Here is a 22,827-nt window from a genome sequence, read left to right as displayed (position 1 = left end):
CGGCTCTGGAACAGGGTGAAGCGAAGCGGCCGCGCATTACGCAGCAGCGGTGGGTACGGCATTGCGGGTAGGCAACAGCACCGTGCAGGCATGCAACACCAGGCACAGCGCGATGAAGCCGAAATTGGTCCAGGTGAAGGCCTGCGGCGCAAATGGCGACATCAGGCAGGCATAGGCGATGCGCAGGAAGATCAGCACATGGAAGATCGACAGCGAGCGGTTGAGCAGGCGCACGCTCCACACCAGCCCTGCATACAACGCCAGCAGCGCCAGCAACGCACCCGGCGCCCCCCAGGCCATCAGGAACGGAAAGAATTCGGTCCCTACATTGATGTTGGGCGCATCCAGCGGAATGCTGGTGCCGGCAGTGGCGATCGAGCCACTGAACGGCACCAGCTGATTGACCAGGAAACTGGCGTTGACATAGCCCTTGGCCAGGATCGCGCCAAAGTTGTACGGCCCGGCGCTGATGTACAGCAGCAACCACTGCACACCCTGCGGCATGGCGCGATACAAGGCACTGAACGGCAGGGCCACGGTGGCCAGCGAGCCGGAACGCAGTGCGCCGAGGATGGAAAACACCCCGCCACCGGCCAGCACCAGCAGGCCGATGGTCTTCCACGGCAGGCGACGTGCCGGATCGCGGCGCAACAGCATCACCAGCACGAACGAAAACAGCCCCGCAAAGATGCGGTTGCGGTCGATCACCACGATCGGAAACACGAATCCCAGCGTCAGCATCGCCGCACGCAGCCCGCGATGGCGCACGCACAGCAACGCGATCGGCGGCAGGATCCAGCACATGTTGGAGATGTGCCGCACATGCGCGCGCAGCGGGCTCAAGGTGGCATACGAGGACGGATCGCTGAATAGCGGAATCGGAAACAGCGCCACATCCACGATGCAGAACAGCGTCACCACTGCCGCCAGCGTCATCACCAGGAACGCATCACGGGTGCCGGCGTAACGGTAGGCGCGAAAGCGCTCCACCGCAGGCAACTGCACGCGCAGCACGGCGTCCAGTACACAGGTCGCGGCGGCGGCGGCGGCCAGCAGCGCGATGCCGTCCGCGTAGTCGCCGGGCAGCGCATAGGTCAGCAAGGTCAGCGCGCAGCTGAGCAGCATCGGCAGTGCCAGATAGGTCGCCGGCCGGCGTAGCAGCGTGCTCATGCCGGTTTCACCGTGCTGCGCGCCTGCCAGGGCCGCCACCTGGCCGGCAGCGACACCCAGGCATAGGCGAGCAGATGCCCAATCACCCGGTGCGGCCGGCGCTGCAGGAACGCCACCTTTGCGGCGATGTAGTGCGACTGCGCGTGCAGCAAGCTGCGCTCGGGCGCATCGAACAATTCCGCACAGCGCCGTGCTACCTGACGCGACTCGCTCAGGTTGGCGATGCGCGCGCGCACGTCAACGGTCTTGCTGAGGTTGTGGCCATGCAACCGGTACGCGCACACCGGCACGTCGACAAAGCCCAGCGCATCACGCGCGGCCAGACGCAGGAAGAAATCCCAGTCTTCGATCCGCAGCGACTCGTCCCAGCCGGCGCGCGCATCGAAGGCACTGCGGCGCAGCAGCGCCACCGCGCCGCCGACCGCCCACTGCTGGATCACCGCGCGGCGGATGCCGGATGCAGAGCGGTACAGGTCCACATCCACCCGATGCAGGTCGCGCATGGCGCTGCCGTGCAGCAGCTGCCCATGCTGGTCGACCACACAGGCATCGCCGATCACCGCCAGTTTCTGCGGATGCGCACGCAGGTAGCGCACCTGTGCATCCAGCCCGCCGGCCAGCAGATAATCATCGCTTGCGCCCAGCCGCAGGTACTCGCCGCGCGCACGCAGCGCCAGCTCGTTGAGTGTGGCCGCCACCCCGCGATTGGCGCGCTGTACGAACTGCACCGGCAGCCGGTGGCCATGGCTGGCGATCCACTGCGCAATCTTCTCGCCGGTCGCATCGCTGGAACCATCGTCGATGATGACCAGTTCCTTGCACGGGTACGGGTCCTCCAGCACGCTGTCCAGACAGCGTTGCACGAAGCGTTCGTGGTTGAAGGCCGGGATCAGCACCGAGACCAGCGGCCAGCGTGCACGCCCGAGGGGTTGGGTGGAATCGCTCATGCCGGCTGCACCAGATAGCGCCGCACCACCACGATGTTGAACAGCAGATACAGCACGTAGTTGGCGAGGAAGGCATACATCGCACCGATCAGCCCCCATTGCGCGGTGAACAGATACACCAGCGCCAGATAGCTGGCGGCAAACACGCATTCGGAGATCACGAACAGCCGCGTCATCGCCTTGGCCAGCATCACGTACGACAGCACGAAGGCGGCGATCTTGATCACATCGCCCAGCAGCTGCGGGGCATACAGCGGGGAGGCCTGGGCAAACCGGGCGTCGAACAGCAGCCAGGTCAGCCAATCGCGACACAGGTAGACGCCCAGCGCCATCACGATCACCGCCGGCAGCACATGGCGATACGCGGCACGCAGCTCGCGCCCGAGCGCTGCGCGCTCCTGCAGCGATGCCAGCTTGGGCAGGTAATACACGTTGATCGCGGTCGTGAAGAACAGCAGATACGCATCCGACACCCGGCTCACCGCCTGCCAGTAACCCACCTGCTGCCAGCCGAACTGCAGCGCCAGATGGTCGCGCACCAGCATGGCCACCAGCTGCGGCACCAGCGTGGAGGTCAGCGTCATCACCGAGAACGCCGCCAGCCTGCGCGTCATCTGCGCATCGAAGCGCATGCGCAACATCTCGCGTCGAAAATAACCGCTGCGCCGCAGCGCCGGCACGCCGGCCAGCAGCCACAGCACCTGCCCCAGCACCAGTGCCAGCAAGGCGCCCTGCAGCTGTGCCCGGCTGGACAGCCATGCCACCAGTGCCGTGCTCAGCACCGCACCGCTGACCTGCACGAATGCCAGGCGGCGCACATCCATGAAGCCGTTGATCACCGCCAGGACGTAGTTGACCAGTGCGATGCCCAGCTGCGCAACCGCCGCCACGCAGATCAGCGGCCGGTATGCCGCATCGCCAAGCAGGCGCTCGGCGATGGCGCCACTGAACAGCAACGCCAGTGCCGCCATCACGCAGGCCGCGCAGAACGCGTACCACAGCGCCGCGCTGAGCAGACGTGCCAGCGCAGCCGTATCGTCGCGGTACTCGGCCACGTACTTGACGATGCCGGCACTGATGCCGCCACCCGCCAGCACCGCCAGCACCGACATCAGATTGAGGAACTGGCCCAGCCGGCCGACCCCTTGCGGGCCGGCGTAGACCGCCACCAGCTTCACCACCACCAGCGCGGCCAGCAGCTTGGCCAGCGTCGCAACGCCGGTGTAGGCGCTGCTGCGCACGACATTCATGCGGGGGCGCCAAACGACTGGCATGCGGCAATCACGCGCGCAACCGACGCATCGTCCAGCGCCGGCCCCATCGGCAGGCTCAGCACTTCACGGTGCAGCCGCTCGCTCACCGGCAGGCAGGCATCGCCCAAGGTGGTGTAGGCCGGCTGCCGATGCGGCGGCACCGGGTAATGGATCTGGGTATGGATGCCCGAGCGCAGCAGATGCGCCTGCAAAGCATCGCGCTGGGCGCTGCGCACCACGAACAGATGCCAGACGTGCTGCGCTTCGGCCACCACCGTCGGCAAGGTGATCAGGGGGTTGTCGATGCCGTGCAGGTAGCGCTGCGCCACCGCGCGGCGGCGGGCGATCTCATCGTCCAGATAGCCCAGCTTGACCCGCAGGAACGCCGCCTGCATCTCGTCCAGCCGCGAATTCACGCCCTGGCAGAGGTGGTGATACTTCACCTGCGAACCGTAGTTGCGCAGCGCGCGGATGCGCTCGGCCAGGCGCGCATCCGAGGTCACCACTGCGCCGCCGTCGCCGAGTGCGCCCAGGTTCTTGGTCGGGAAAAAACTGAACGCCGCCGCATCGCCAAAGGCGCCGGCACGTCGCCCGTGCGCACTGGCACCATGCGCCTGCGCGGCATCTTCGATCAGCAGCAGCCCGTAGCGATGCGCCAGCGTCTGTAGCGCTGCCACATCCACCAACTGCCCGTACAGATGCACCGCCATGATGGCGCGCGTGCGCGGGCCGATCGCCTTCTCCACACTGGCCGGGTCGATGTTGAAGGTCGCGGGGTCCGGCTCCACCGGCACCAGCACTAGGTGGTTCTGGCTGATCGCAAGAAAGCTGGCAATGAAGGTATTGGCGGGCACGATGATTTCGTCGCCCTCGCGCAATACGCCCAGCTCGCGATAGCCGCGCAGGATCAGCGACAACGCATCCAGTCCGTTGCCCACACCCACTGTCTGCGCAGCGCCACAGTAGCTGGCGAATTCTTCCTCGAAGGCGGCCAGCTCCTGCCCAAGCACATACCAGCCGGCATCGATCACCCGCGCCGCAGCCAGCTTCAGCTCATCCGCATACCGCGCATTGACCGCGCGCAAATCCAAGAATGGCACATTCATTACAGCGTCCACCGATAAAAATCCTGTACCACGGCGCGTGCGCCGAAACGTTCCTTTTGTTCGACCAGACCGTCGTTGAGCACCTGGCCGGCCTGCTCGGTCGAGATACCGAAGCTGAAGTAATGGCGCTGCGCATACACCTGGGTGATCAGCTCGGCCAGCAGCAGGCTCAGCGCATCCAGCTGGCGACCGCGCGCGGACACCGCCAGATACTGGGTGTGCACGCTGCGGCCGAAATCCAGCACCAGCGCTGCCGCCAACAGCTCCCCTTCGACTCGCGCCTCATGCAGCACGATCTGCTGCGGAAACCGGCGGTGCAGCAATTGCAGCTCGTCCAGCCGATGGGTCGGCGCCACGTGGTGGCGCTGCAACACCTCGGTCAGCAGGGCATGAAATTCATCGAGTCGGGTGCTGGCCTGGATCTGCATACCGGCCTTGCGCGCCTTGCCCAGCGAGCGTCGACGTTCGGCGCTGAACGCAAATGGCTCGCGCAACGCGATCGCCGAGGACAGATCGCGCCGGTACAGCTGCGCGCCCACGCGATACAGGGCATACAGGTCTTCTTCGGCCGGATATGCGTGAAAGATATGCGGCACCGGCTTGTACACAAGCTCGCGCACCCCACGCACGCGATAGTGCGCGGCGATCTGTTCGAACACCTGCAAGGTCGCACCCGCGCGCAGGGCCGTGGACGACAGCAGGCCCGCATAGGTCAGGCCGGCGTGGCTGCTGACACAGTCGCCCTCCACATTCGCCGGCAGCACCGCCACCACCTCGCCACCGCGTTCGATCAGCAACGATGCGTCCACGAAGCGGTCGGCGTGATAGTCCATGTAGCCGCGCCGATGCAACACATTGCCATTGCGCGAGGACGCCACCAGGGCATCCCAGGCAGGCGCATCGCCGGGCAGATACGGCCTAACCGAAAACATGGCGCCCCTGCAGGTCCGGCGGCAACGCTGCATCGGCCAGGCCGAAGCCGGCCTGGCCCATCGCATTGCCGTTGTAGAACATCAACACCCGATCATGCTGCTGGATCAAGGCCGGGTAACAGAGTGTTTGCGCATCCCAGCCCTGCTCGGACAGCTGCAGCCCCAGCTGGCTGTCATCGCGCTGCCACTGCACACCATCGCGACTGGAAGCGAAACCCGGGAAATAACCGCCGTGCGTATCGCCGCGGGTGAAATACATCAGATAGCGATCGCCCAGGCGATACACGCGCGGACGGCCGATACGGTATTCGTCGTCCTGCGGGCGCAGGCACACCACATCGTCGACAGGGATATGGCGCAGATCGTCGGTCTCCGCATAGCGGATGTGGTAGCGCGGATACGGCTGGCCGCCGATGGTTTCCCAATCGTCGCCCACCGCGTACCACAGCCGCCACCGCCCATCCTCGAAACGAGCCGAATGCACCGCGGCAATCGTGCTGCGCCCGGGCGCGCGATCCAGCAGCGGGGTGTCCTGCAAGCGCTGGAAACGCTCGCCACCATCGCGGGACAGCGCAAGCCCGGTGAAGGCCAGGAACTTGGCCTTGGCCACGCGCTGGAAGCCGACATAGAACATGTACAGCCCATCTGGCCCGGCCACCACATCGCCGAGAATCAAGCCGTTGTCGTCGAAACAGCCAGCGCGGCCGATGTCCAGCACCGGCTGCGGGCTGACACCGATGATCTGCGTCGGTGTGTCGGCGCGTACGTCCACATAACCGATCCGGCTCACGCCCTGCGCATCGCGAAAGCCCGCATAGACACGCAGCACCTGCGCAGACAACCGGTAGGGCGTCGGCGTCAGCGCGGCGTGCTGCATCCAGCCGCCCACGCCATCGCGTGCGACGTCGAAGACCAGGCCGCGCTTGGTCCAGGCAAACATGCTCACAGCTCCACGTCGAAGCTGGATCTGCCGGCCACCGCGCGCGCCGGCGAGCCGACGTAGACACGCTCGGCATCGGTATGCCGGGTGACCAGCGCACCGGCGCCGATGATGTTGTCGGCGGCGATGCGCACCTTGTCGCTGAGCGTGGCGTTGACACCGATGAAGCTGCCGCGCCCGATCTCGCAATAGCCGGAAATCACCGCATGCGAGGCGATGAAGACATTGTCCTGCACCACGGTACGGTGGCCGATATGGTTGCCGCTCCACAGGATGCAGTTGTCGCCGATCCGGGTGAATGGCTGGATCACGTTGCCTTCGAACAGGAAACAGTTGGCGCCGATCTGCGCATTGCGCCAGACGAACGCACGCGAGCTGACATAGCTGGCGCAGCGATAGCCACGCCGCAGCATGTCCTGGAAAAAGCGCGTCCGCAGGCGATTGAGCTGGGTGGCCGGGATGGCGACGAAGACCTCGTACTGTTCGGGCGGATAGCGCTGCTCGAGCTCTTCGTAGGCCACCACCGGCAACTCGGCCAGCGTGGGCCGCAACAGGAAGTCGCGCTCCACGCTGAAGGCCACCACCGTGTAGTCGCTGTCGTGCTGAAAATACTCGCAGGCGATCTGCGCAAATTCGCCTGCGCCCACGATCACCAGGGGCTTGTGCACGCTCATGCTTCCAGCCTGCGTGCATCCAGACCGCTGCCAGCGCGCACTTCGCTGAGGAACTGGTCGTAATCGAGAATGTAGTCGGCGGGATCGTAGAACTGGTCGGCCAGCACCATCAGCACGCAGTCGGGGCTGAAGCGATGCAGGTCGCGCCACACCATGCGGCCGAGCAGCAGGCCCTGCGATGGATCGTCCAGCACTACTTCCTGCTGGCCGTGGCCGTCGCCCTGATCCAGCAGGATCGTCACCGAGCCATGCAAGGCCACCGCCAGCTGGTTGAGCCGACGGTGTGCATGCTGTCCACGATGGACGCCGTTGCGGGTGCCGAACAGGTAATACACACGACGTATCTCGAACGGGACATTGCGCTGCTGCTCCAACGAGATGAGCAGCCCGCGATCGTCGCCGTGGGTATGCAACTGGATGCGTTCGATAGCCATGATCGGAAGGGCGTAACCGCTGACTGCACGTAGTGCGACATGCCTGAGTGCGCCGGCATGCGCGAAAGGTTGCGCGGCGTCACGGCGCTGCGAACCCAGGTGCGCGCAAGCGCAGTCGCTGCCGCCAACACCGTGCCAAGGCACGTCATCCGCGTACGGCGATGCAACCTTTCGGCGGCCGCACCGCACATATCGCTGCACGTTCACGTGGCCGCAGCTCGGCCGGCGTGGGGAGCCAGGCCTGGCAGCGCACCGCGCACTGCCGGATCCAACGACACCAGCGCAGGACACCGATCGATGAGTTCATCCCCCCACGCGCCCGATGCGGTTGCAGCCGACAGTGCCACGGCGCTGCCGGAGCAGGCCGCACTGCCGGCGCGCGTCATTCCGCTGCCCAGACCGATGCGCGTATTGCATTGGCTGACGGTGTTCTGCCTGGCCATGGCGGCCGCGCTGATCCTGCTGCGCGCCGAGCTGGAAGGACGCGCCCTGCGGCAGTGGCTGATGGAAGGCCATCGCCACTTCGGGTTGATGGTGCTGCTGCTGTTCGTCCTGCGGGTGGGCCTGCGCATCCGCCTGCGCGCGTTGCCGCCCGGCCCGCCATCGCCGCTGCCGATGCGGCTGGCTGCAGGCGCCACCCACCTCGCGCTGTACGGCTTGATGGTCGCCCTGCCGCTGATCGGCTGGTCGTTGAGCAATGCCTACGCCAAACCGGTCTATCTGTTCGGACTGACGCTGCCGAACCTGGTTGCGCCGGACGAAGACCTGGCCGACACCCTGAGCACCTGGCACTTGAATGCCGCCTGGGTGTTGCTGGCCTTGGTGATCGCGCATATCGGCGCCGCCCTCTGGCATCACCTGGTGTTGCGCGATGGCCTGCTGCACCGCGTGCTGCCGGGAACACGCCGATGAGCTCCGCCGTGTTGCCCGCCATCCCCCGCTCCCGCAGCGCCGACCCCCGTACCGTCGAACAAGGACTTTCCATGCCTACTCCCCAGCCCGCTCCGCGTCGTACCACTGCCACGCGCACCGCTTCCCTGACCTCCTTGTTGTGCGTGTCCGGCCCGTTGCTGCTGCTGGCCAGCACCCAGGCGCAGGCGATTCCCTCGTTCGCACGCCAGACCGGTTCGTCGTGCGCGGACTGCCATGTCGGCTCCTACGGTCCGTCGCTGACGCCATACGGCATGCGCTTCAAGCTCGGCGGCTTCACCGATACCGACGGCAACGGCACCAAGATTCCGGCCTCCGGCCAGGTCACCTGGACCCGGCGCAATCCCAGCCGCGGCGACAGCAGCGCACGCATCAACGAAGCGGACCTGTATCTGGCCGGACGGGTCAACGACCATGTCGGCGGTTACTCCAAGATCCGCTCCAACAACGGCGGCAACGACACCTTCAACACCCAGCTCGACGATGTGGATCTGCGCTTTGTCAGCAAGCCGTTCCAGCTGGCCGGCAAGGACGCGATGGTCGGCGTCAGCATCAACAACAATCCCGGTGTGTCCGACCCGATCCAGGTGCTGCCCAATGCATCGACGTTGAGCCCGGTGTCCAACGCCGGCTCGGCCAGCATGCTCAGTTCGTCCTCGCTCTCCAACCGCGTGATCGGCGCCACCGTGTACGGCCTGTTCGACCGCAACTGGTACGGCGAAGTCGGCAGCTACAGCGCGCTGTCCACCGACGCGCAGGACCACCTGGGCTGGAACCCCAACGGCGACCCGGGCAAGCTCAGCGACACCGGCTATGCGCGCCTTGCCTACATGAAGGACATGAAGCGGCAGTTCTTCTCCGCCGGCCTGACCGCCATGACCACGCGCCGCCAGCGGCTGCGCAGCGGCGGCCCCAGCGATGACCTCACCGACCTGGGCTACGACCTGACCTATCAGTTCCTCGGCACCCGCGAGCACGTGCTGTCGCTGGCCTACGTCAACATCTACGAGCGCCGCAAATACGGCAGCCCGCTGCTGCCGACCGACCCGAGCATGTCCCCGCGCGATCGCGGCAGCGTGCGCGATCAGAACATCAGCATGAACTACGCGTTCAAGCAGACCTACGGCGTGCTGGCGGCGCATCTGATCAACAGCGGCTCGTTCGATGTGGCGCGCTATCAGCCCTACGGCATCCCCGACACCACCGCCAATCTGATCCTGCTGTACTGGACCCCGTTCGGCAAGGAAGGCACCTACACCACCAATGCCAACGTGCGGTTCGCGGCCACCTGGTTCCGCTTCGACAAGTTCAACGGCAGCACCACCAATGTGTTCGGTGGCGGCATACCCATCACCAACCCGCGCGATCTCGACAGCTTCGCGCTGTCGGTCAATGTCTCGTTCTGATCCCCCGCACGCGTAAGGACCCCCATGAAGTCATTCCACCAGACCCTGTTGTGTGCCCCGCTGGCCGGCCTGCTGCTGGCCGGCGCCCTGCTTGCCCCGCCTGCGCACGCGGCCGACGGCAAAGGCGTTTTCATGACCGAATGCGCCGAATGCCATAGCGCCGCCCAGGGCAAGAACAAGAAGGGCCCGTCGATGTTCGGCGTGGCCGGGCGCCCGGCCGCCAGCCTGGCCGACTACAGCAATTACTCCGATGCGCTCAAGGCCAGCAAGTGGCAGTGGACGCCTGCCCAGCTCAAGACCTATCTGTCGCAGTCCTCCTCCAAGGCCTTGCCGGGCACCAAGATGAAGTACGAAGGCCTGGAAGATCAAAAGGAGCTCGACGCGCTGATCGCCTATCTCAACACCCTGCACTGATCGCCACCGGCGCGCTGCCGGTGGGCATCCGGGAGCGCGATCGCCGGCGCATACCGGCACGGGTGCGCGTTGCCTGTGCCGGTTCCTTCGCGTATACGGACGGAACAACCGCCGTCGCAGCGGTCTCGTCTTGCGTGATGGGTCACTATCGCGCCCCTGTTCCATGTAGACGTCTACCCCATTGCCGAATGCCTTGACTGCCAGGTCCTACCCGCTCCGGACGCGACGCAGCTGCGCCTGCGACGGGCAGCCGTGGCTCGCGAGCGGCCACTGGGCGGGCCGGCGACGCTGCCACACGCCCCGGGGCATGCCGCACTGCCGGCACGCGCAAGCCGCACGCCGACGCGCCGCGTTGCGCCACTGCCTGCTGCTGGCCCTGGTGTTGGGCCCGGGCAACGCCATCGCCGGCACGGTCGGCGGCGCGGTGGCGCTGACCTCGCAATTGATCGACCGCGGCATCTCGATCGCCCCCAACAAGGCCACTCTGCAGACCGCCGGCTACTGGCTGCCCGCACCGGGCTGGTCGATGTCGGCGTCGGTCGCGCTGCAATCGCCCTCGCTGAGCCGGCCGGTGGCGGTGACCGCCCAGGCCGCACGCGCCTGGATGCTGGGCGACCGCTGGCAGATGCAGGCCAGCGCGCTGTATTACGGCTACCCGACCAACCAGGCCACGCGCACCTTCGACCGCCAGGAGGCGAGCCTGGCCTGGTCTTATCGCGACGTGCTGACCTTCTCGGTGTCGACCTTCAATTTCCCGCGCGCCGACCAGTCGCCGTGGAATGTCGCCATCGACGTCACCGCCAATGTCCCGCTGCGCGACGACCTCAGCCTGACGGTCGGCGCCGGCTCGTCACGTTTCCCGGCGATGGCCTACGGCGCCGCCCGGTCCGGCCGCTATCAGTATGGGCAATTCGGCCTGCGCTGGAGTCGGGAGCGATGGACGCTGAAGCTGGAACGCATCGTCACCAGCGACAACACCCCACGCCTGCAGGGCGGCCCCGGCGAAACGCCCTGGCTGAGTACCGCGTCGGTCACCTTCTGATCCCCACGCAACCTTTTGCCCGCCCGCGGGCACTGACATGCGTCCTAAGCCGTGCCTGCCTCGATGAATGATTCCGACACCCTGGGTGATGCCACCGATCGCATGCTGCTGCGCCGCATGGCGGCGGGCGATCGCGCCGCGTTGTCCACCATGTACACCAGTTATCACGGCCGGCTGTGCCGCTTCCTGTCGCGCCTGACCCGGCGCCCGGACATCATCGAAGAAGCCATCAACGACTGTTTCTGGATCGCCTGGCAGAAGGCCGGCGACTTCCGCGGCGATTCGCAGGTTTCGACCTGGATCATGGGCATCGCCTATCGCTGCGGCCTCAAATGCCTGCGCCAGCACGACGGCGAGGCCATCGACGATACAGCGGTGGTGGAAGACCACGCCCCCAGCGCCGACGACAACGACGACCGCGAGCTGCGCGACTGGCTCGACAAGGGCATGGAACGGCTGTCGCCGGATCAGCGCCTGGTGATCGAACTGGTCTACGGCATCGGCCACAAGCTGGAAGAAGTCGCCGAAATCATGCAGTGCCCGGTAGGCACCATCAAGGCCCGGCTGTTCCATGCGCGGGTCAAATTACGCAATGTGCTGCCCGGTCTGGCCGGCGGCGCCCCCTATACGGAGACCATGCAATGAAGACGTTTTTCATCGCGCCTGGCAAGGAATGCTCGCACGCCTGGGAACTGATGCCCGCGGTCCTGCTCGACAGCGCCACCGAGGAAGAGAACACCTGGCTGATCGCGCACGTGGCCAAGTGCGCCTCGTGCAGTGCCGAGTTCGCCCAGCAGAACCGCCTGCGCCAGGCGCTGGCGCTGCCGTCGGCGGTGAAGCTGGACGCCAACGCCGGCCTGCAGCGCCTGCTCGGTCGCCTGGATGCGCCGGAGCAGGCCACAGCGCCCGCGCCGCCGCCAGCGCGCCGCTCCGGTAGCTGGACGGTGCGCGCCCTGGCGGCCGCAGCGCTGGTGCAGGCGATCGGCCTGGGCGTCATGGGCGTCAGGCTGGCCACGCCTGCGCCCTCGCACGACTACCGCACGCTCAGCAGCGCCACCGCCCAGCCGGTGCCGCAAGGCGCCATCCGGGTGGTGCCGGACGCCAAGATGACCGTGGCCGACTGGGACCGCCTGCTGCATGCACAGCAGTTGCAGGTGATCGGCGGGCCCAACGAGATGGGCGCCTACACCGTGGTGCCGGCCCAGCCGCAACCGCCGGCCCAGCCGCAGCAGACCGTGCAGCAGCTGCGCGCCAACCCGGGCATCCGCATGGCCGAGATCGTGTCCGCACCATGAAGCGCCTGCTCGCCATCGGCATCATCGCCGCCTGCATCGGCCTCGCCACGCAGGCCAGCGCGCAGGAGCCGGCACCCGTGGCCGACAGCGCCAGCACGCCATCGGCGGCCGATGCGCACACGCCCGACAGCAGCCGCGACATCCTGCTGGCGGTGGCCAATCCGCTCAGCGCACCGCCGGCCCGCGCCGGGTCCAGCCTGATCGGCTACGCCTCCAGTTATTACGGCGCCGGTCAGAAGGCCGCCGTGCGCATGGAAGCACTCAAGCAGCGCTACAAGCTGCGCGAAGTCTCCGGCTGGCCGATCACCTCGCTGGGCCTGTATTGCGCCGTGCTGCAGCCGCCGCCGGGCGTGTCGCGCGACGAACTGGTCAGCGCGCTGGCCGACGACGACGGCGTGGAGCTGGTACAACCGGTGCAGGATTTCTCGGTGTTTTCCGCCGACGCATCGGAAAAGACCACCGCGCTGTCCGGCTACAACGACCCCTATGTGGATCTGCAACGCGGCTTCATCGCCACCGATGCGGCCAGCGCACAGACCGTCACCCAGGGCCGCGGCGTGGTGGTGGCGGTGGTCGATACCGGCGTGGACACCACGCATGCCGACCTGAAGGCGCGCATCCGCGACGTGCACGACCTGGTCGACGATTCGCCGGTGATGACCAGCAGCGACTCGCACGGCACCGAGGTGGCCGGCATCATCGCCGCCGGCAGCAACAACCATCAAGGCATCGTCGGCATGGCGCCCAAGGCCATGCTGAGCATCTACAAGGCCTGCTGGTATGCGCCCACGGTCGGCGCCACCGCACGCTGCAACACCTTCACCCTGGCCAAGGCGCTGGCGGCGATCAACAACAGCTCCGCGCGCGTGATCAACCTGAGCCTGGGCGGCCCGGCCGACCCGCTGCTGAGCAAGATGCTGCAGCACCTGGTGCAGCAGGGCCGCATCGTGGTCGCCGCGATGCCGCCCAACGGCCGGCTGGACGGCTTTCCCAACGACGTGCCGGGCGTGCTGGTGGTGCGCAGCAGCAGCCCCACCGCGGCCATGCCGGGCGTGCTCAGCGCGCCCGGCAAAGACATCCTGACCACCCAGCCAAACGGCCGCTACGACTTCACCTCCGGCTCGTCGATGGCCACCGCGCATGTCAGCGGCGTGGTCGCGCTGCTGTTGTCGCTGTCGCCGTCGCTGGACGCCACTGCATTGCGCGAGCTGATGCAGCGCACCAGCAAGCTCTCCGACGGCCAGTTGCAGGTCAACGCCGGTGCCGCCGTGCAGGCGCTGGCGCCTCCCGCCAGACATTCCAACTGACGACACCGGCATGGCCAAGTGGATTCCCTTGTGGCTGCACAGACTCAGCTCGCCGCCGACCTTCTATCGCGTGGCCGGACGCGTGCGTCCGTGGGCATTGGGCCTGGCGCTGTTGCTTGGTGCGGTAGCCGCCTACGGTGGGCTGGTGCTGGCGCCGCCGGATTACCAGCAGCACGATGCCTACCGCATCATCTTCATCCACGTGCCCAGCGCCTGGATGAGCCTGTTCATCTACGCGGCAATGGGCGTATCCGCGTTCATCGCACTGGTATGGCGGATCAAGCTGGCCGAGGTGGTGACCATGGCCTCGGCGCCGATCGGCGCGGCCTTCACCTTCATCACCTTGTGCACCGGCTCGCTGTGGGGCAAGCCGATGTGGGGCACCTGGTGGACCTGGGATGCGCGGCTGACCTCCGAGTTGCTGCTGCTGTTTTTGTATCTGGGCGTGCTCGGCCTGTACCACGCGGTGGAAGACCGCCGCCAGGCGATGCGTGCGGCCGGCTTGCTGGCATTGGTGGGCCTGGTGAATCTGCCGATCGTGCATTACTCGGTGGTGTGGTGGAACACGCTGCACCAGGGCTCCACCGTGCGCCTGCTCGGCCCCTCCACGATGAGCGCGGACATGCTGTGGCCGCTGCTGACGATGACGCTGGCGACCAAGTGTTACTACGTGGCCAGCCTGTTCGGCCGCGTGCGCGTGGACCTGCTCGCCCTGGAAAGCGGCAAGGACTGGGCGCGCCGCATCGTGTTGACGGAGCGCACCGCATGACGACCCTGCTGGCGATGGGCGGTTACGGGCAATACGTGTGGACCGCATACGCGCTGTTCGTGCTGGTGCTGCTGGCCGACCTGGCATCGCCATGGTTGCGTCGCCGCCGCCTTCCGCGCGAGCTGCGCGGCCAGCTGCAACGGCAAACGCCGCGGCGCACGCGCGAGTTGTCGGCAACGGCGCCGCTGGAGCGTGACGGCCCATGAACGCCACCCGCAAGCAACGCCTGTGGCTGGTGATCGGCGCACTCGCCGCTGCGGCATTGGCGGTCACGCTGATCGTGCTCGCGCTGCAGCGGAACATGAGCTACCTGTTCACGCCCAGCCAGGTGCATGCCGGCGAGGCGGCCGGCTACCGGCAATTCCGCCTCGGCGGCATGGTCAAGGCCGGCTCGATCCAGCGCGCCACCGACAGCCTCACCGTCCACTTCACCGTGATCGACAGGCATGCCGCGACGCAGGTCGAGTACACCGGCATTCTTCCGGACCTGTTCCGCGACAACCAGTCGGTGATCGCCAACGGGCGCATGCAGGGCGGGCGCTTCGTCGCCAACGAAGTGCTGGCCAAGCACGACGAAACCTATATGCCGAAGGAACTGAAGGACGCGATGGCCGAAGGCCATGTCGGCAAGCCGATTCCCGCCGCCGCGGTGCCGCTGTCTGCGCCGCGCTGATGCGGCGCGCAGGCTGTGCCTTCCCTCGATGATGCCTCTTCGCTGCACGATGCGATTCGCCCATGACGCCTGAACTCGGCCAGATCGCACTGATCCTGGCGTTACTGCTCTCGCTCGCCCAGGGCGTGCTGCCGCTGATCGGCGCCTGGCGCGGCAATGGCGCGTTGATGGGCATTGCGCGGCCGGCCGCGGTCGGTCAGGCGCTGTTCGTGTGGATGGCGTTCGGCCTGCTCGCCTGGTCGCTGCTGTCGCTGGATTTTTCGGTGCGCTACGTCGCCGACAACGCCAACATCGCCCTGCCCTGGTACTACCGCTTTGCCGCGGTGTGGGGCGCGCACGAAGGCTCGTTGCTGCTGTGGATCGCGATCCTGTCGAGCTGGACGCTGTTGCTGGCCGCCTTCAGCCGGCATCTGCCGCAGCATTTTGCCGCGCGCGTGCTGGCGGTGCTGGGGCTGGTGTCGGTGGGCTTTCTGGCCTTCATCCTGCTGACCTCCAATCCGTTCGCGCGGCTGTCGCCGATTCCGCTGGATGGCAACGAACTCAATCCGGTGCTGCAGGACCCAGGCATGACCTTCCACCCGCCGGTGCTGTACACCGGCTATGTCGGCTTCTCGGTGGCGTTTGCGTTTGCGGTGGCGGCCTTGCTGGGTGGCGAACTGGAACAGGCCTGGGTGCGCTGGGCGCGGCCGTGGACCAATGTGGCCTGGGCCTGCCTCACCGCCGGCATCGTCGCCGGCAGCTGGTGGGCGTATGCGGAACTGGGCTGGGGCGGCTGGTGGTTCTGGGATCCGGTGGAAAACGCCAGCTTCATGCCGTGGCTGGTCGGCACCGCGCTGATCCACACCCAGGCGGTCACCGAAAAACGCGGCAGCCTGCGCGCCTGGACCATCCTGCTGTCGATCCTGGCGTTCTCGCTGTCGTTGCTGGGGACCTTCCTGGTGCGCTCGGGCGTGCTGACCTCGGTGCATGCCTTCGCCGCCGATCCGCGCCGTGGCCTGTACATCCTGATCTTTTTAGTCGCGGTGGTCGGCGGCTCGTTGCTGCTGTACGCGCTGCGCGCGCCCCGGATCGCCAGCGGCAAACCGTTCGCCGCCGCCTCGCGCGAGACCGCGATCCTGATCGGCAACCTGCTGCTCACCGTGGCGGCGGCGATGGTGTTGCTAGGCACCTTATTTCCGCTGGTGGCCGATGCCTTCGGCCTGGGCAAGGTGTCGGTGGGGCCGCCCTACTTCGGCTTGCTGTTCCCGCTGCTGATGTTGCCGGTGATGCTGTTGCTGCCGTTCGGCCCGTACCTGCGCTGGGGCAAGGCCGAGGCGGCGCCGTTGCAGGCACTAGGCACGCGCGCCGGCATCGCCGCGGTCGCCTGTGCGCTGGTCGGCAGCCTGTTTGCCGAGGGCCAGCCCAGGGCGATCGCCGGCATCGGCGTCGCCGCATGGGTGGCGGCCGGCACCGCGCTGTACATGTACAAGCGCTGGCGCGAGATGCCGCGCGGCCGGCGGTTTCCGGCGGAAATGGCCGGCATGCTGCTCGCGCATGCGGGCGTGGCGGTGTTCGTGGCCGGCGTGCTGGTGTCGGAAAGCCTGTCGGTCGAACGCGACGTGCGTCTGTCGCCCGGGCAGACCGCCGAGATCGCCGGTTACGCCTTCCGCTTCGACGGCGTGCAACTGATCGACGGGCCGAACTGGAAGGCCGAACAAGGCAGCGTGCAGGTCAGCCGCGATGGCCAGTTGGTCGCGCAACTGCATCCGCAAAAACGCCTGTACAGCAGCGAGCGCATCCAGACCGAATCGGCGATCGACCCCGGTATCACCCGTGATCTGTATGTCGCGCTCGGCGAGCCGCTGGACGATCAACACATCGAGTACGACTGGACGCTGCGGCTGTACTACAAACCCTTCATCCGCTGGATCTGGGCCGGCGGCCTGCTGATGATGCTGGGCGGCTTCGTCAGCGCCTGTGCCCGCCGGTTTCGAGCGCCGGCGCTCGCCACGACGGCGGCCACGGCACCGGCACACGGCACCAGTGTCACTGCGCAGGAATCGCACGCATGAACCGTCTGCTGCCCTTGCTGGGTTTTCTGTTGCTGGCGGCGCTGTTCGGCTTCGGCATCTACTGGACGATGCAGCACAACCCGCGCGATGTGCCCTCGCCGTTGATCGGCAAGCCGGCACCGGCGTTCTCGCTGCCGCGGCTGGATCGGCCCGAGCAACGCGTCAGCCGCGATCAGCTGCTGGGCAAGCCTTACGTCCTCAATGTCTTCGGCAGCTGGTGCGCCGAATGCGTGCACGAACATCCGGTGCTGATGGCGCAGGCCAGCCGGCTCGGGGTGGCGTTGATCGGCTACAACTACAAGGACGCGCCTGCCGACGCCACGGCCTGGCTTGCGCAGTACGGCAATCCGTATGCGTTGGTGATTGCCGATGAAGCCGGCCAGACCGCGATCGATTTCGGTGTCTATGGTGCGCCGGAGAGTTTCCTGATCGATGCGCAAGGCGTGATCCGCTACAAGCACATCGGCGTGCTCACACCCGCGGTCATCAACGACGAATTGCTGCCCGCCATCGCCGCACTGCCCAAGGGCACGCGGTGATGGCGGCGCGCTGGGTTTGGCGCTGGTACTGGCGCATGCACGGCCGGCAACTGCGTCTGCTGCTGGTGCTGCTGCTGGGCGTGCTGCTTGCACCGCCGCTGGCGGCGCAGGCGGTGGACCCGCTGCCGTTCAAGAACCGCAGCGACGAAGCGCGTTATCAGCGCCTGACCGCGCAGTTGCGCTGCCTGGTGTGCCAGAACGAGAACCTGGCCGACTCCAATGCCGAGCTTGCGCGCGATCTGCGCCACCAGGTGTTCGCGCAGTTGCAGGCCGGCAGGAGCGATGCGCAGATCAAGCAGTACATGGTCGATCGCTATTCGGACTTCGTGCTGTACGACCCGCCGGTCAAGCGCGGCACCTGGCTGCTATGGTTCGGCCCGTTGCTGCTGCTGGGTGCCGGTGCGGGCGTGGTGATCCATACCGTGCGCAAACGTGCCCGCGCCGGCACGCCAGTGGCGCCGCAGGCAGAGGAAGAATGGTGATGACCGGTTTCTATGTCGCAAGCGCCGCGCTGGTGGTCGTCGCCTTGCTGTTGGTACTGGTGCCGTTGCTGCGCCAGCCCGCGCGCAAGGGCAATGCACGCTACAGCCTGCCGATTGTGCTGGTGCTCGGCTTGCCGATCGCCACGGCCGGCTTGTATCGGCTGGTCGGCGCGCCGGATGCGATCGCACGGCGTGTGTATGCGACGGCGCAACCCCAGGTACAACCGGCAGACGCGCCTGCCGTCGCCGCCGCGGGTGAGCAAGCCCGGGCCGCAGAGGCCAACGCCGACGCTGCGCAGGCGCAGGCGCTGGAGTCGTGGATGCAGCAAGCCAGGGCCCACGAGCAGGACAACCGCCCCGCCGATGCGCGTGAGGCCTATGCGCAAGCGCTCAAAATCGCGCCGGATCTCAGCGCCGCCATCGTCGGCTGGGTGGCCGCAGACATGACCACGCGCAGCGATTTCGCCATCGACGCCGACTCACGCAGCCGCCTGCAACAGGTGGTCGCACGCGAGCCGGACCATCAGCGCGGCCTGTGGCTGCTGGGCATCAGCGACTTTCAGCAGCACGACTACCGCACCGCCAGCGAGCACTGGCGGCATCTGCATGGCCTGCTCGACGCCGGCTCGCCGATGCAGAAGGCGGTGGCCGACAAGATCGCCGTGGCCGAGTCGCTGGCCAGCGCGCGGCAATCCGGGCGCGCAGCGCCCTGACGCCAACCTCAGGCTGCATTCCTCATCAAAGACCCCCCGGTGCCAGCCGATGGCAGCGCCGTGGTGGTATCAGGCGCGATTGACCGCGCAACGCCATCAGGCCGACGGCCCCAACACCTCGTGCAGCTTTCCGCTGAACTCGCCCAGGGTAAACGGCTTGGCGATCATGCTCATGCCGTCGGCAAGAAACTCGCCGCGATCGCGCGCGGTTTCCGCATAGCCGGTCATGAAGATCACCGGCAGATCCCGCCGCGACTGCCGCGCGATCTCCGCCAACTGGCGCCCGTTGAGCCCGGGCAGGCCCACATCGGTCACCAGCAGATCGATGCGCCGTTGCGAAGCCAGGATCGGCAGCGCCGCATCGGCGTCGGCCACCACATCGGCTTCATAGCCCAATTCATTGAGCAGTTCGGTGACCAGCAGCCGCACCTGTTCGTCGTCTTCCACCACCAGCACCTGCTGGCCGCGTCCGGACACCACGGCACCGGCTTGCGGTTGCGGCGACAGCGCCTGCGGATGGAGACCGGCGGGCAGATACAGGCTCACCGTGGTGCCCTTGCCCAGCTCGGACTCCACCCACACCTGCCCGTTGGACTGCTGCATGAAGCCGTAGATCATCGACATGCCCAGGCCGGTGCCCTGCCCGATCGGCTTGGTGGTGTAGAACGGTTCGAACACACGCTCCAGCACGTCGGCCGGCATACCCGCGCCGCTGTCGGTCACCGACACCACCACGTAATTGCCCGGCGCCAGCGTCACCCCGCGCCCGAGTTCCAGCGGCTGCGCTTGGACCTGCAACTGCCGGGTGGCGATGCGTAGCTGCCCGCCATCGGGCATCGCATCGCGGGCATTGATCGCCAGGTTGAGCAGCGCGCTTTCCAGCTGGTTTTCGTCGACATACGCCTGCGGCAGGTCGGCCTGCAGATCGGTTTCCAGATGCACCGATTCGCCCAGCGTGCGCGCCAGCAATTCCTGCAGCGATACCACCAGGTCGTTCAGATGCAGATGCCGCGCTTCCAGCGATTGCCGGCGCGAGAACGCCAGCAGCCGTTGCGTCAGTGCGGCCGCGCGCAGGGCCGAGGCCGACGCCACATCCAGAAAGCGGCCCAGCCCTTCGGTGCGGCCCTGGTCGATGCGCAGGCGCGCCAGATCCAGCGCCGACAGGATGCCGGTCAGCATGTTGTTGAAGTCGTGTGCGATGCCGCCGGTGAGCTGGCCCACCGCCTCCATCTTTTGCGCCTGGCGCAATGCCGCTTCGCTGGACTCGCGTGCCAGCATCTGCTGCTGCAGCTCGGCGGTGCGTTCGGCCACCTTGACCTCGAGCAGGCTGGCCTGCTGCTGGATCGATTCCAGCGCCAGCGCGCGCGCGGTGATGTCAGTGGCAAACACATGAAAGCCGTCCACCTGGCCGTCCGCATCCAGGCGCGGCATGTAGCGGATCTCCGCATCGCGCCGGCGTCCGTCGGCGTGCGGCCAACTGGCCTCCACCGTCAACGCCTGCCCGGCCAGTGCGGCCTCGATCCAGGCGCGGCGCTGCTGCACCATCGCCGGCCCCACCACATCCACCATGGACCGCCCGATCACCTCGGCAGGGGGGATGCCGATCCAGTCTTCATACGAGCGGTTGGCGAAGCGGTACACCAGATCCTTGTCGATGAAGGCAATCAGCACCGGTAGTGCGTCGGTGACGCGGCGCAATTCGGCCTCGCTCGACATCAGGGCAGTCCTGCTTTCGGCCAACTGCGCCATCTGGTCGCGAATCACGAACTGCTTCTGGCGCGAGCGCAACGCAGTGGAGATCGCGCTCAACAACGACGACGAGCTCAGCGGCCGTTCCAGCTCGATGACGTTGGTCACTTCCGCCGGCAGCGTGGCCTGGCGCCCGTTGTGGCTGCCGCGCGGCGCACGCAGCAGCACGAACGGAATATCCGACCAGGCGGCCTGGCTCTGCAGGGCATGCGAGAACTGACGCAGATCCCCGCCCACCGCTTCCTCGGTCAGCACCACCACGCCGGAGGCATCGAGCAGGTCGTCCGCCAGCGCAGCCAGCGATCCGTACACCCGGCGCGTCAGTCCGCGCTGACCGACGATGCCGGCAATGCTCTCCGCATCGCGGCCGAACGGCGCGATGATGTGGACGATGGACCCATCCGGGTCACAGGTAGTCAAGTGGACGATCCAGCAACGGCGTGTCGTCCCCAACGAAATGCGGAGTACCGGTCAGCACGCCGTGGAATTTCTCCAGCGGCTCGCTCAGATGGATACCGCCCGTCCCGATGCGCAACTCGCGGATCGAATCCTCATGCGCCCCGCTGCGGTTCTTGATCACCGACACGGCCTTACGGATGCGCCCCTGCGCCTCGAAGAAGCGGAACAGGATGACGGTGTCGGCCATGTAGGAGATGTTGAGGTTGCCGGTGGACATCGTGCCGACCAGGCCGTGCTGCGGATTGACCAGGAACGTGGTCACGCCGCTCTGGTTGAGGTAGGACAGCAGCTCGTGCATCTGCAGCATCAGCTGCTTTTCCTGCGGCATCGAGGTGAGATAGCCGTTGAGGCTGTCGATCACCAGCACGCGGCAGTTGCGCTGTTCCACGCTGGCGCGCACCGCCCAGGCGAACTCGCCCGGGGTCAGCTCGGCCGGATCCATCTGATGCAGTTCCAGCAGGCCCGCGTCCAGATACTTGCGCAGATCCATGCCCAGGCTCTCGGCACGCGTCAGCAAGGTGCCGGTGCGCTCGTCGAATTCCAGGATGCAGCAATGCTCGCCGCGCTCGCAGGCAGCGGTCACGTATTGCAGCGCGATATTGGTCTTGCCCGAACCGGCAGGCCCGGTCAGCAGGGTGCTGGTACCGCGCAGCGGCCCGCCGTGCAGCAGCGCATCGACACGCGCCACGCCACTGGACACCGCATCGCCGATGAACGGCACATGGTGATCGGAGGCGATCAGCCGCGGAAAGATCCGCATGCCGCCGGTGGTGATGGTGATGTCGTGGTAGCCGGCGATGAAATCCACGCCGCGCAACTTCTGCACCTGCATGCGCCGCCGCGCCGCGCCGAAATCCAGCGTCATGCGTTCCAGCGAAATCACCCCATGGCACAGGCTGTGCAGATGCGCATCGCGTTCGCCGTTCTCGCCGGTGAGGTCATCGACCAGGAACACGGTGATGTTGCGCGGCGCAAAGAACTGCTTGAGCGCCAGCACCTGACGCCGGTAGCGCAGCGAATCCTGCGCTAGCAGGCGCAACTCGGACAGCGAGTCGAACACCACACGCGTCGGCTTGACCCGGTCCACTTCGGCCTGGATCAGCTTGATGGTGCCGTCCAGCTCCATTTCCCACGGATGCAGGATGGACTGCTGGCGTCCATCGCCCAGAAACGCTTCGGCCGATGCCAGCTCGAAGATATGCAGCGCCTCCAGCGACCAGTTGTGCGAGGCGGCCACTTCGTTGAGCTCGTCGATGGTTTCCGACAAGGTCACGTACAGGCAGCTCTCGCCCTTGGCAGCGCCATCGAGCAGGAACTGCAGCGATGCGGTGGTCTTGCCCGAGCCCGGCTGGCCCTCCAGCAGGTACAGGCGGTTGGGCGGCAGGCCGCCGCGCAGGATGGTGTCAAGCCCCGTCGTACCAGTCGTAATGCGGTTTGCGATCATCGGCTTCAGATTTCCCATAGGCTTAAATTTATCACGGGCGCATCACTGCCCGCTGCGCACCACTGAATCGATCAGCTTGCTTGGCGCGAGCTGAGCCC

General features: G+C 66.8%; 24 protein-coding genes. 14 read left to right on the top strand and 10 right to left on the bottom strand.

Annotated elements, in window-relative coordinates:
• Positions 1 to 36: 36 nt before the first annotated feature.
• From AC06DU_RS08460 to AC06DU_RS08425, 8 genes are read right to left on the bottom strand one after another with little or no spacing between them, the layout of a single operon-like run.
• Entirely contained in the window at positions 37 to 1,170 is a 1,134-nt protein-coding gene (locus tag AC06DU_RS08460) for a hypothetical protein (RefSeq protein ID WP_478204050.1), read from the bottom strand.
• Entirely contained in the window at positions 1,167 to 2,117 is a 951-nt protein-coding gene (locus AC06DU_RS08455) for a glycosyltransferase (protein ID WP_478204048.1), read from the bottom strand. The genes AC06DU_RS08460 and AC06DU_RS08455 overlap by 4 nt, the downstream gene beginning before the upstream one ends.
• Positions 2,114 to 3,367, bottom strand: a complete 1,254-nt coding sequence (locus tag AC06DU_RS08450) for an O-antigen translocase (protein WP_478204046.1) — start codon at positions 3,365 to 3,367, stop codon at positions 2,114 to 2,116. The genes AC06DU_RS08455 and AC06DU_RS08450 overlap by 4 nt, the downstream gene beginning before the upstream one ends.
• Positions 3,364 to 4,476, bottom strand: coding sequence for a DegT/DnrJ/EryC1/StrS family aminotransferase (locus AC06DU_RS08445; protein ID WP_478204045.1), 1,113 nt, complete (start codon positions 4,474 to 4,476; stop codon positions 3,364 to 3,366). The genes AC06DU_RS08450 and AC06DU_RS08445 overlap by 4 nt, the downstream gene beginning before the upstream one ends.
• Positions 4,476 to 5,387, bottom strand: coding sequence for a GNAT family N-acetyltransferase (locus AC06DU_RS08440; protein ID WP_478204389.1), 912 nt, complete (start codon positions 5,385 to 5,387; stop codon positions 4,476 to 4,478). Before AC06DU_RS08440 ends, AC06DU_RS08445 begins: the two co-directional genes overlap by 1 nt.
• Positions 5,388 to 5,394: 7 nt before the next feature.
• Positions 5,395 to 6,348: a hypothetical protein gene (locus AC06DU_RS08435; RefSeq protein WP_478204044.1), complete on the bottom strand. Its 954-nt coding sequence runs from the start codon at positions 6,346 to 6,348 to the stop codon at positions 5,395 to 5,397.
• A gap of 2 nt (positions 6,349 to 6,350) precedes the next feature.
• Positions 6,351 to 7,022: an acetyltransferase gene (locus AC06DU_RS08430; protein WP_016902086.1), complete on the bottom strand. Its 672-nt coding sequence runs from the start codon at positions 7,020 to 7,022 to the stop codon at positions 6,351 to 6,353.
• Positions 7,019 to 7,456: a sugar 3,4-ketoisomerase gene (locus AC06DU_RS08425; RefSeq protein ID WP_016902088.1), complete on the bottom strand. Its 438-nt coding sequence runs from the start codon at positions 7,454 to 7,456 to the stop codon at positions 7,019 to 7,021. The genes AC06DU_RS08430 and AC06DU_RS08425 overlap by 4 nt, the downstream gene beginning before the upstream one ends.
• A 297-nt stretch (positions 7,457 to 7,753) precedes the next feature.
• Here AC06DU_RS08425 and AC06DU_RS08420 point away from each other — a divergent pair, with 297 nt between their 5' ends.
• The 14 genes from AC06DU_RS08420 (at position 7,754) to AC06DU_RS08355 (ending at position 19,077) form a co-directional block, all read left to right on the top strand.
• On the top strand, positions 7,754 to 8,368 hold the full coding sequence (locus AC06DU_RS08420) for a cytochrome b (RefSeq protein WP_104552729.1): 615 nt from the start codon (positions 7,754 to 7,756) through the stop codon (positions 8,366 to 8,368).
• Positions 8,369 to 8,439: 71 nt separating this feature from the next.
• A complete protein-coding gene (locus AC06DU_RS08415; protein WP_184517099.1) occupies positions 8,440 to 9,792 on the top strand; it encodes a cytochrome C in 1,353 nt (450 codons plus the stop codon).
• 24 nt (positions 9,793 to 9,816) lie between these two features.
• Entirely contained in the window at positions 9,817 to 10,206 is a 390-nt protein-coding gene (locus AC06DU_RS08410) for a c-type cytochrome (RefSeq protein WP_016902092.1), read from the top strand.
• A 307-nt stretch (positions 10,207 to 10,513) separates the two neighbouring features.
• The gene (locus AC06DU_RS08405; protein WP_184631830.1) at positions 10,514 to 11,248 is read left to right on the top strand and encodes a TorF family putative porin; all 735 of its coding nucleotides are present in this window, start codon (positions 10,514 to 10,516) and stop codon (positions 11,246 to 11,248) included.
• A 63-nt stretch (positions 11,249 to 11,311) separates the two neighbouring features.
• Positions 11,312 to 11,893, top strand: coding sequence for a sigma-70 family RNA polymerase sigma factor (locus AC06DU_RS08400; RefSeq protein WP_046342333.1), 582 nt, complete (start codon positions 11,312 to 11,314; stop codon positions 11,891 to 11,893).
• A complete protein-coding gene (locus AC06DU_RS08395; RefSeq protein ID WP_478204042.1) occupies positions 11,890 to 12,543 on the top strand; it encodes a zf-HC2 domain-containing protein in 654 nt (217 codons plus the stop codon). The genes AC06DU_RS08400 and AC06DU_RS08395 overlap by 4 nt, the downstream gene beginning before the upstream one ends.
• Complete coding sequence (locus AC06DU_RS08390; RefSeq protein ID WP_478204040.1) at positions 12,540 to 13,850, top strand: S8 family serine peptidase; 1,311 nt, start codon at positions 12,540 to 12,542, stop codon at positions 13,848 to 13,850. Before AC06DU_RS08395 ends, AC06DU_RS08390 begins: the two co-directional genes overlap by 4 nt.
• A gap of 10 nt (positions 13,851 to 13,860) precedes the next feature.
• Positions 13,861 to 14,619 carry a heme ABC transporter permease CcmC gene (gene ccmC, locus AC06DU_RS08385; RefSeq protein WP_104559210.1) on the top strand — a complete coding sequence of 253 codons (759 nt, stop codon included), beginning with the start codon at positions 13,861 to 13,863 and terminating at the stop codon, positions 14,617 to 14,619.
• Positions 14,616 to 14,825 carry a heme exporter protein CcmD gene (gene ccmD, locus AC06DU_RS08380; protein WP_039520727.1) on the top strand — a complete coding sequence of 70 codons (210 nt, stop codon included), beginning with the start codon at positions 14,616 to 14,618 and terminating at the stop codon, positions 14,823 to 14,825. The genes ccmC and ccmD overlap by 4 nt, the downstream gene beginning before the upstream one ends.
• Positions 14,822 to 15,292: a cytochrome c maturation protein CcmE gene (gene ccmE, locus AC06DU_RS08375; protein WP_104575161.1), complete on the top strand. Its 471-nt coding sequence runs from the start codon at positions 14,822 to 14,824 to the stop codon at positions 15,290 to 15,292. Before ccmD ends, ccmE begins: the two co-directional genes overlap by 4 nt.
• Before the next feature lie 62 nt (positions 15,293 to 15,354).
• Positions 15,355 to 17,343: a heme lyase CcmF/NrfE family subunit gene (locus tag AC06DU_RS08370; protein WP_478204038.1), complete on the top strand. Its 1,989-nt coding sequence runs from the start codon at positions 15,355 to 15,357 to the stop codon at positions 17,341 to 17,343.
• Positions 17,340 to 17,882: a DsbE family thiol:disulfide interchange protein gene (locus AC06DU_RS08365; RefSeq protein ID WP_102253900.1), complete on the top strand. Its 543-nt coding sequence runs from the start codon at positions 17,340 to 17,342 to the stop codon at positions 17,880 to 17,882. The genes AC06DU_RS08370 and AC06DU_RS08365 overlap by 4 nt, the downstream gene beginning before the upstream one ends.
• Complete coding sequence (locus AC06DU_RS08360) at positions 17,882 to 18,364, top strand: cytochrome c-type biogenesis protein (RefSeq protein ID WP_016904802.1); 483 nt, start codon at positions 17,882 to 17,884, stop codon at positions 18,362 to 18,364. Before AC06DU_RS08365 ends, AC06DU_RS08360 begins: the two co-directional genes overlap by 1 nt.
• On the top strand, positions 18,358 to 19,077 hold the full coding sequence (locus AC06DU_RS08355) for a tetratricopeptide repeat protein (protein ID WP_478204037.1): 720 nt from the start codon (positions 18,358 to 18,360) through the stop codon (positions 19,075 to 19,077). Before AC06DU_RS08360 ends, AC06DU_RS08355 begins: the two co-directional genes overlap by 7 nt.
• A gap of 96 nt (positions 19,078 to 19,173) precedes the next feature.
• On the opposite strand, the gene AC06DU_RS08350 is transcribed toward AC06DU_RS08355, so the two are convergent.
• Together AC06DU_RS08350 and AC06DU_RS08345 are read right to left on the bottom strand one after the other, a co-directional pair.
• Entirely contained in the window at positions 19,174 to 21,246 is a 2,073-nt protein-coding gene (locus AC06DU_RS08350) for a PAS domain-containing sensor histidine kinase (protein ID WP_102252253.1), read from the bottom strand.
• Complete coding sequence (locus tag AC06DU_RS08345) at positions 21,233 to 22,747, bottom strand: ATPase domain-containing protein (protein WP_024940164.1); 1,515 nt, start codon at positions 22,745 to 22,747, stop codon at positions 21,233 to 21,235. The genes AC06DU_RS08350 and AC06DU_RS08345 overlap by 14 nt, the downstream gene beginning before the upstream one ends.
• Between the last annotated feature and the right edge of the window lie 80 nt (positions 22,748 to 22,827).

Source organism: Xanthomonas sp. NCPPB 3200, from assembly GCF_056393585.1.
The sequence above is the reverse complement of the archived record's forward strand: the minus strand, read 5'-3'. Positions and strand labels throughout refer to the sequence as shown.

What these genes read in the sequence shown, in the direction of transcription:
- AC06DU_RS08460 (WP_478204050.1), bottom strand. Translation starts at nt 1,170, where the DNA reads ATGAGCACGCTGCTACGCCGGCCGGCGACCTATCTGGCACTGCCGATG.
- AC06DU_RS08455 (WP_478204048.1), bottom strand. Translation starts at nt 2,117, where the DNA reads ATGAGCGATTCCACCCAACCCCTCGGGCGTGCACGCTGGCCGCTGGTC.
- AC06DU_RS08450 (WP_478204046.1), bottom strand. Translation starts at nt 3,367, where the DNA reads ATGAATGTCGTGCGCAGCAGCGCCTACACCGGCGTTGCGACGCTGGCC.
- AC06DU_RS08445 (WP_478204045.1), bottom strand. Translation starts at nt 4,476, where the DNA reads ATGAATGTGCCATTCTTGGATTTGCGCGCGGTCAATGCGCGGTATGCG.
- AC06DU_RS08435 (WP_478204044.1), bottom strand. Translation starts at nt 6,348, where the DNA reads ATGTTTGCCTGGACCAAGCGCGGCCTGGTCTTCGACGTCGCACGCGAT.
- AC06DU_RS08430 (WP_016902086.1), bottom strand. Translation starts at nt 7,022, where the DNA reads ATGAGCGTGCACAAGCCCCTGGTGATCGTGGGCGCAGGCGAATTTGCG.
- AC06DU_RS08425 (WP_016902088.1), bottom strand. Translation starts at nt 7,456, where the DNA reads ATGGCTATCGAACGCATCCAGTTGCATACCCACGGCGACGATCGCGGG.
- AC06DU_RS08420 (WP_104552729.1), top strand. Translation starts at nt 7,754, where the DNA reads ATGAGTTCATCCCCCCACGCGCCCGATGCGGTTGCAGCCGACAGTGCC.
- AC06DU_RS08415 (WP_184517099.1), top strand. Translation starts at nt 8,440, where the DNA reads ATGCCTACTCCCCAGCCCGCTCCGCGTCGTACCACTGCCACGCGCACC.
- AC06DU_RS08410 (WP_016902092.1), top strand. Translation starts at nt 9,817, where the DNA reads ATGAAGTCATTCCACCAGACCCTGTTGTGTGCCCCGCTGGCCGGCCTG.
- AC06DU_RS08405 (WP_184631830.1), top strand. Translation starts at nt 10,514, where the DNA reads ATGCCGCACTGCCGGCACGCGCAAGCCGCACGCCGACGCGCCGCGTTG.
- AC06DU_RS08400 (WP_046342333.1), top strand. Translation starts at nt 11,312, where the DNA reads ATGAATGATTCCGACACCCTGGGTGATGCCACCGATCGCATGCTGCTG.
- AC06DU_RS08395 (WP_478204042.1), top strand. Translation starts at nt 11,890, where the DNA reads ATGAAGACGTTTTTCATCGCGCCTGGCAAGGAATGCTCGCACGCCTGG.
- AC06DU_RS08390 (WP_478204040.1), top strand. Translation starts at nt 12,540, where the DNA reads ATGAAGCGCCTGCTCGCCATCGGCATCATCGCCGCCTGCATCGGCCTC.
- ccmC (WP_104559210.1), top strand. Translation starts at nt 13,861, where the DNA reads ATGGCCAAGTGGATTCCCTTGTGGCTGCACAGACTCAGCTCGCCGCCG.
- ccmD (WP_039520727.1), top strand. Translation starts at nt 14,616, where the DNA reads ATGACGACCCTGCTGGCGATGGGCGGTTACGGGCAATACGTGTGGACC.
- ccmE (WP_104575161.1), top strand. Translation starts at nt 14,822, where the DNA reads ATGAACGCCACCCGCAAGCAACGCCTGTGGCTGGTGATCGGCGCACTC.
- AC06DU_RS08370 (WP_478204038.1), top strand. Translation starts at nt 15,355, where the DNA reads ATGACGCCTGAACTCGGCCAGATCGCACTGATCCTGGCGTTACTGCTC.
- AC06DU_RS08365 (WP_102253900.1), top strand. Translation starts at nt 17,340, where the DNA reads ATGAACCGTCTGCTGCCCTTGCTGGGTTTTCTGTTGCTGGCGGCGCTG.
- AC06DU_RS08360 (WP_016904802.1), top strand. Translation starts at nt 17,882, where the DNA reads ATGGCGGCGCGCTGGGTTTGGCGCTGGTACTGGCGCATGCACGGCCGG.
- AC06DU_RS08355 (WP_478204037.1), top strand. Translation starts at nt 18,358, where the DNA reads ATGGTGATGACCGGTTTCTATGTCGCAAGCGCCGCGCTGGTGGTCGTC.
- AC06DU_RS08345 (WP_024940164.1), bottom strand. Translation starts at nt 22,747, where the DNA reads ATGGGAAATCTGAAGCCGATGATCGCAAACCGCATTACGACTGGTACG.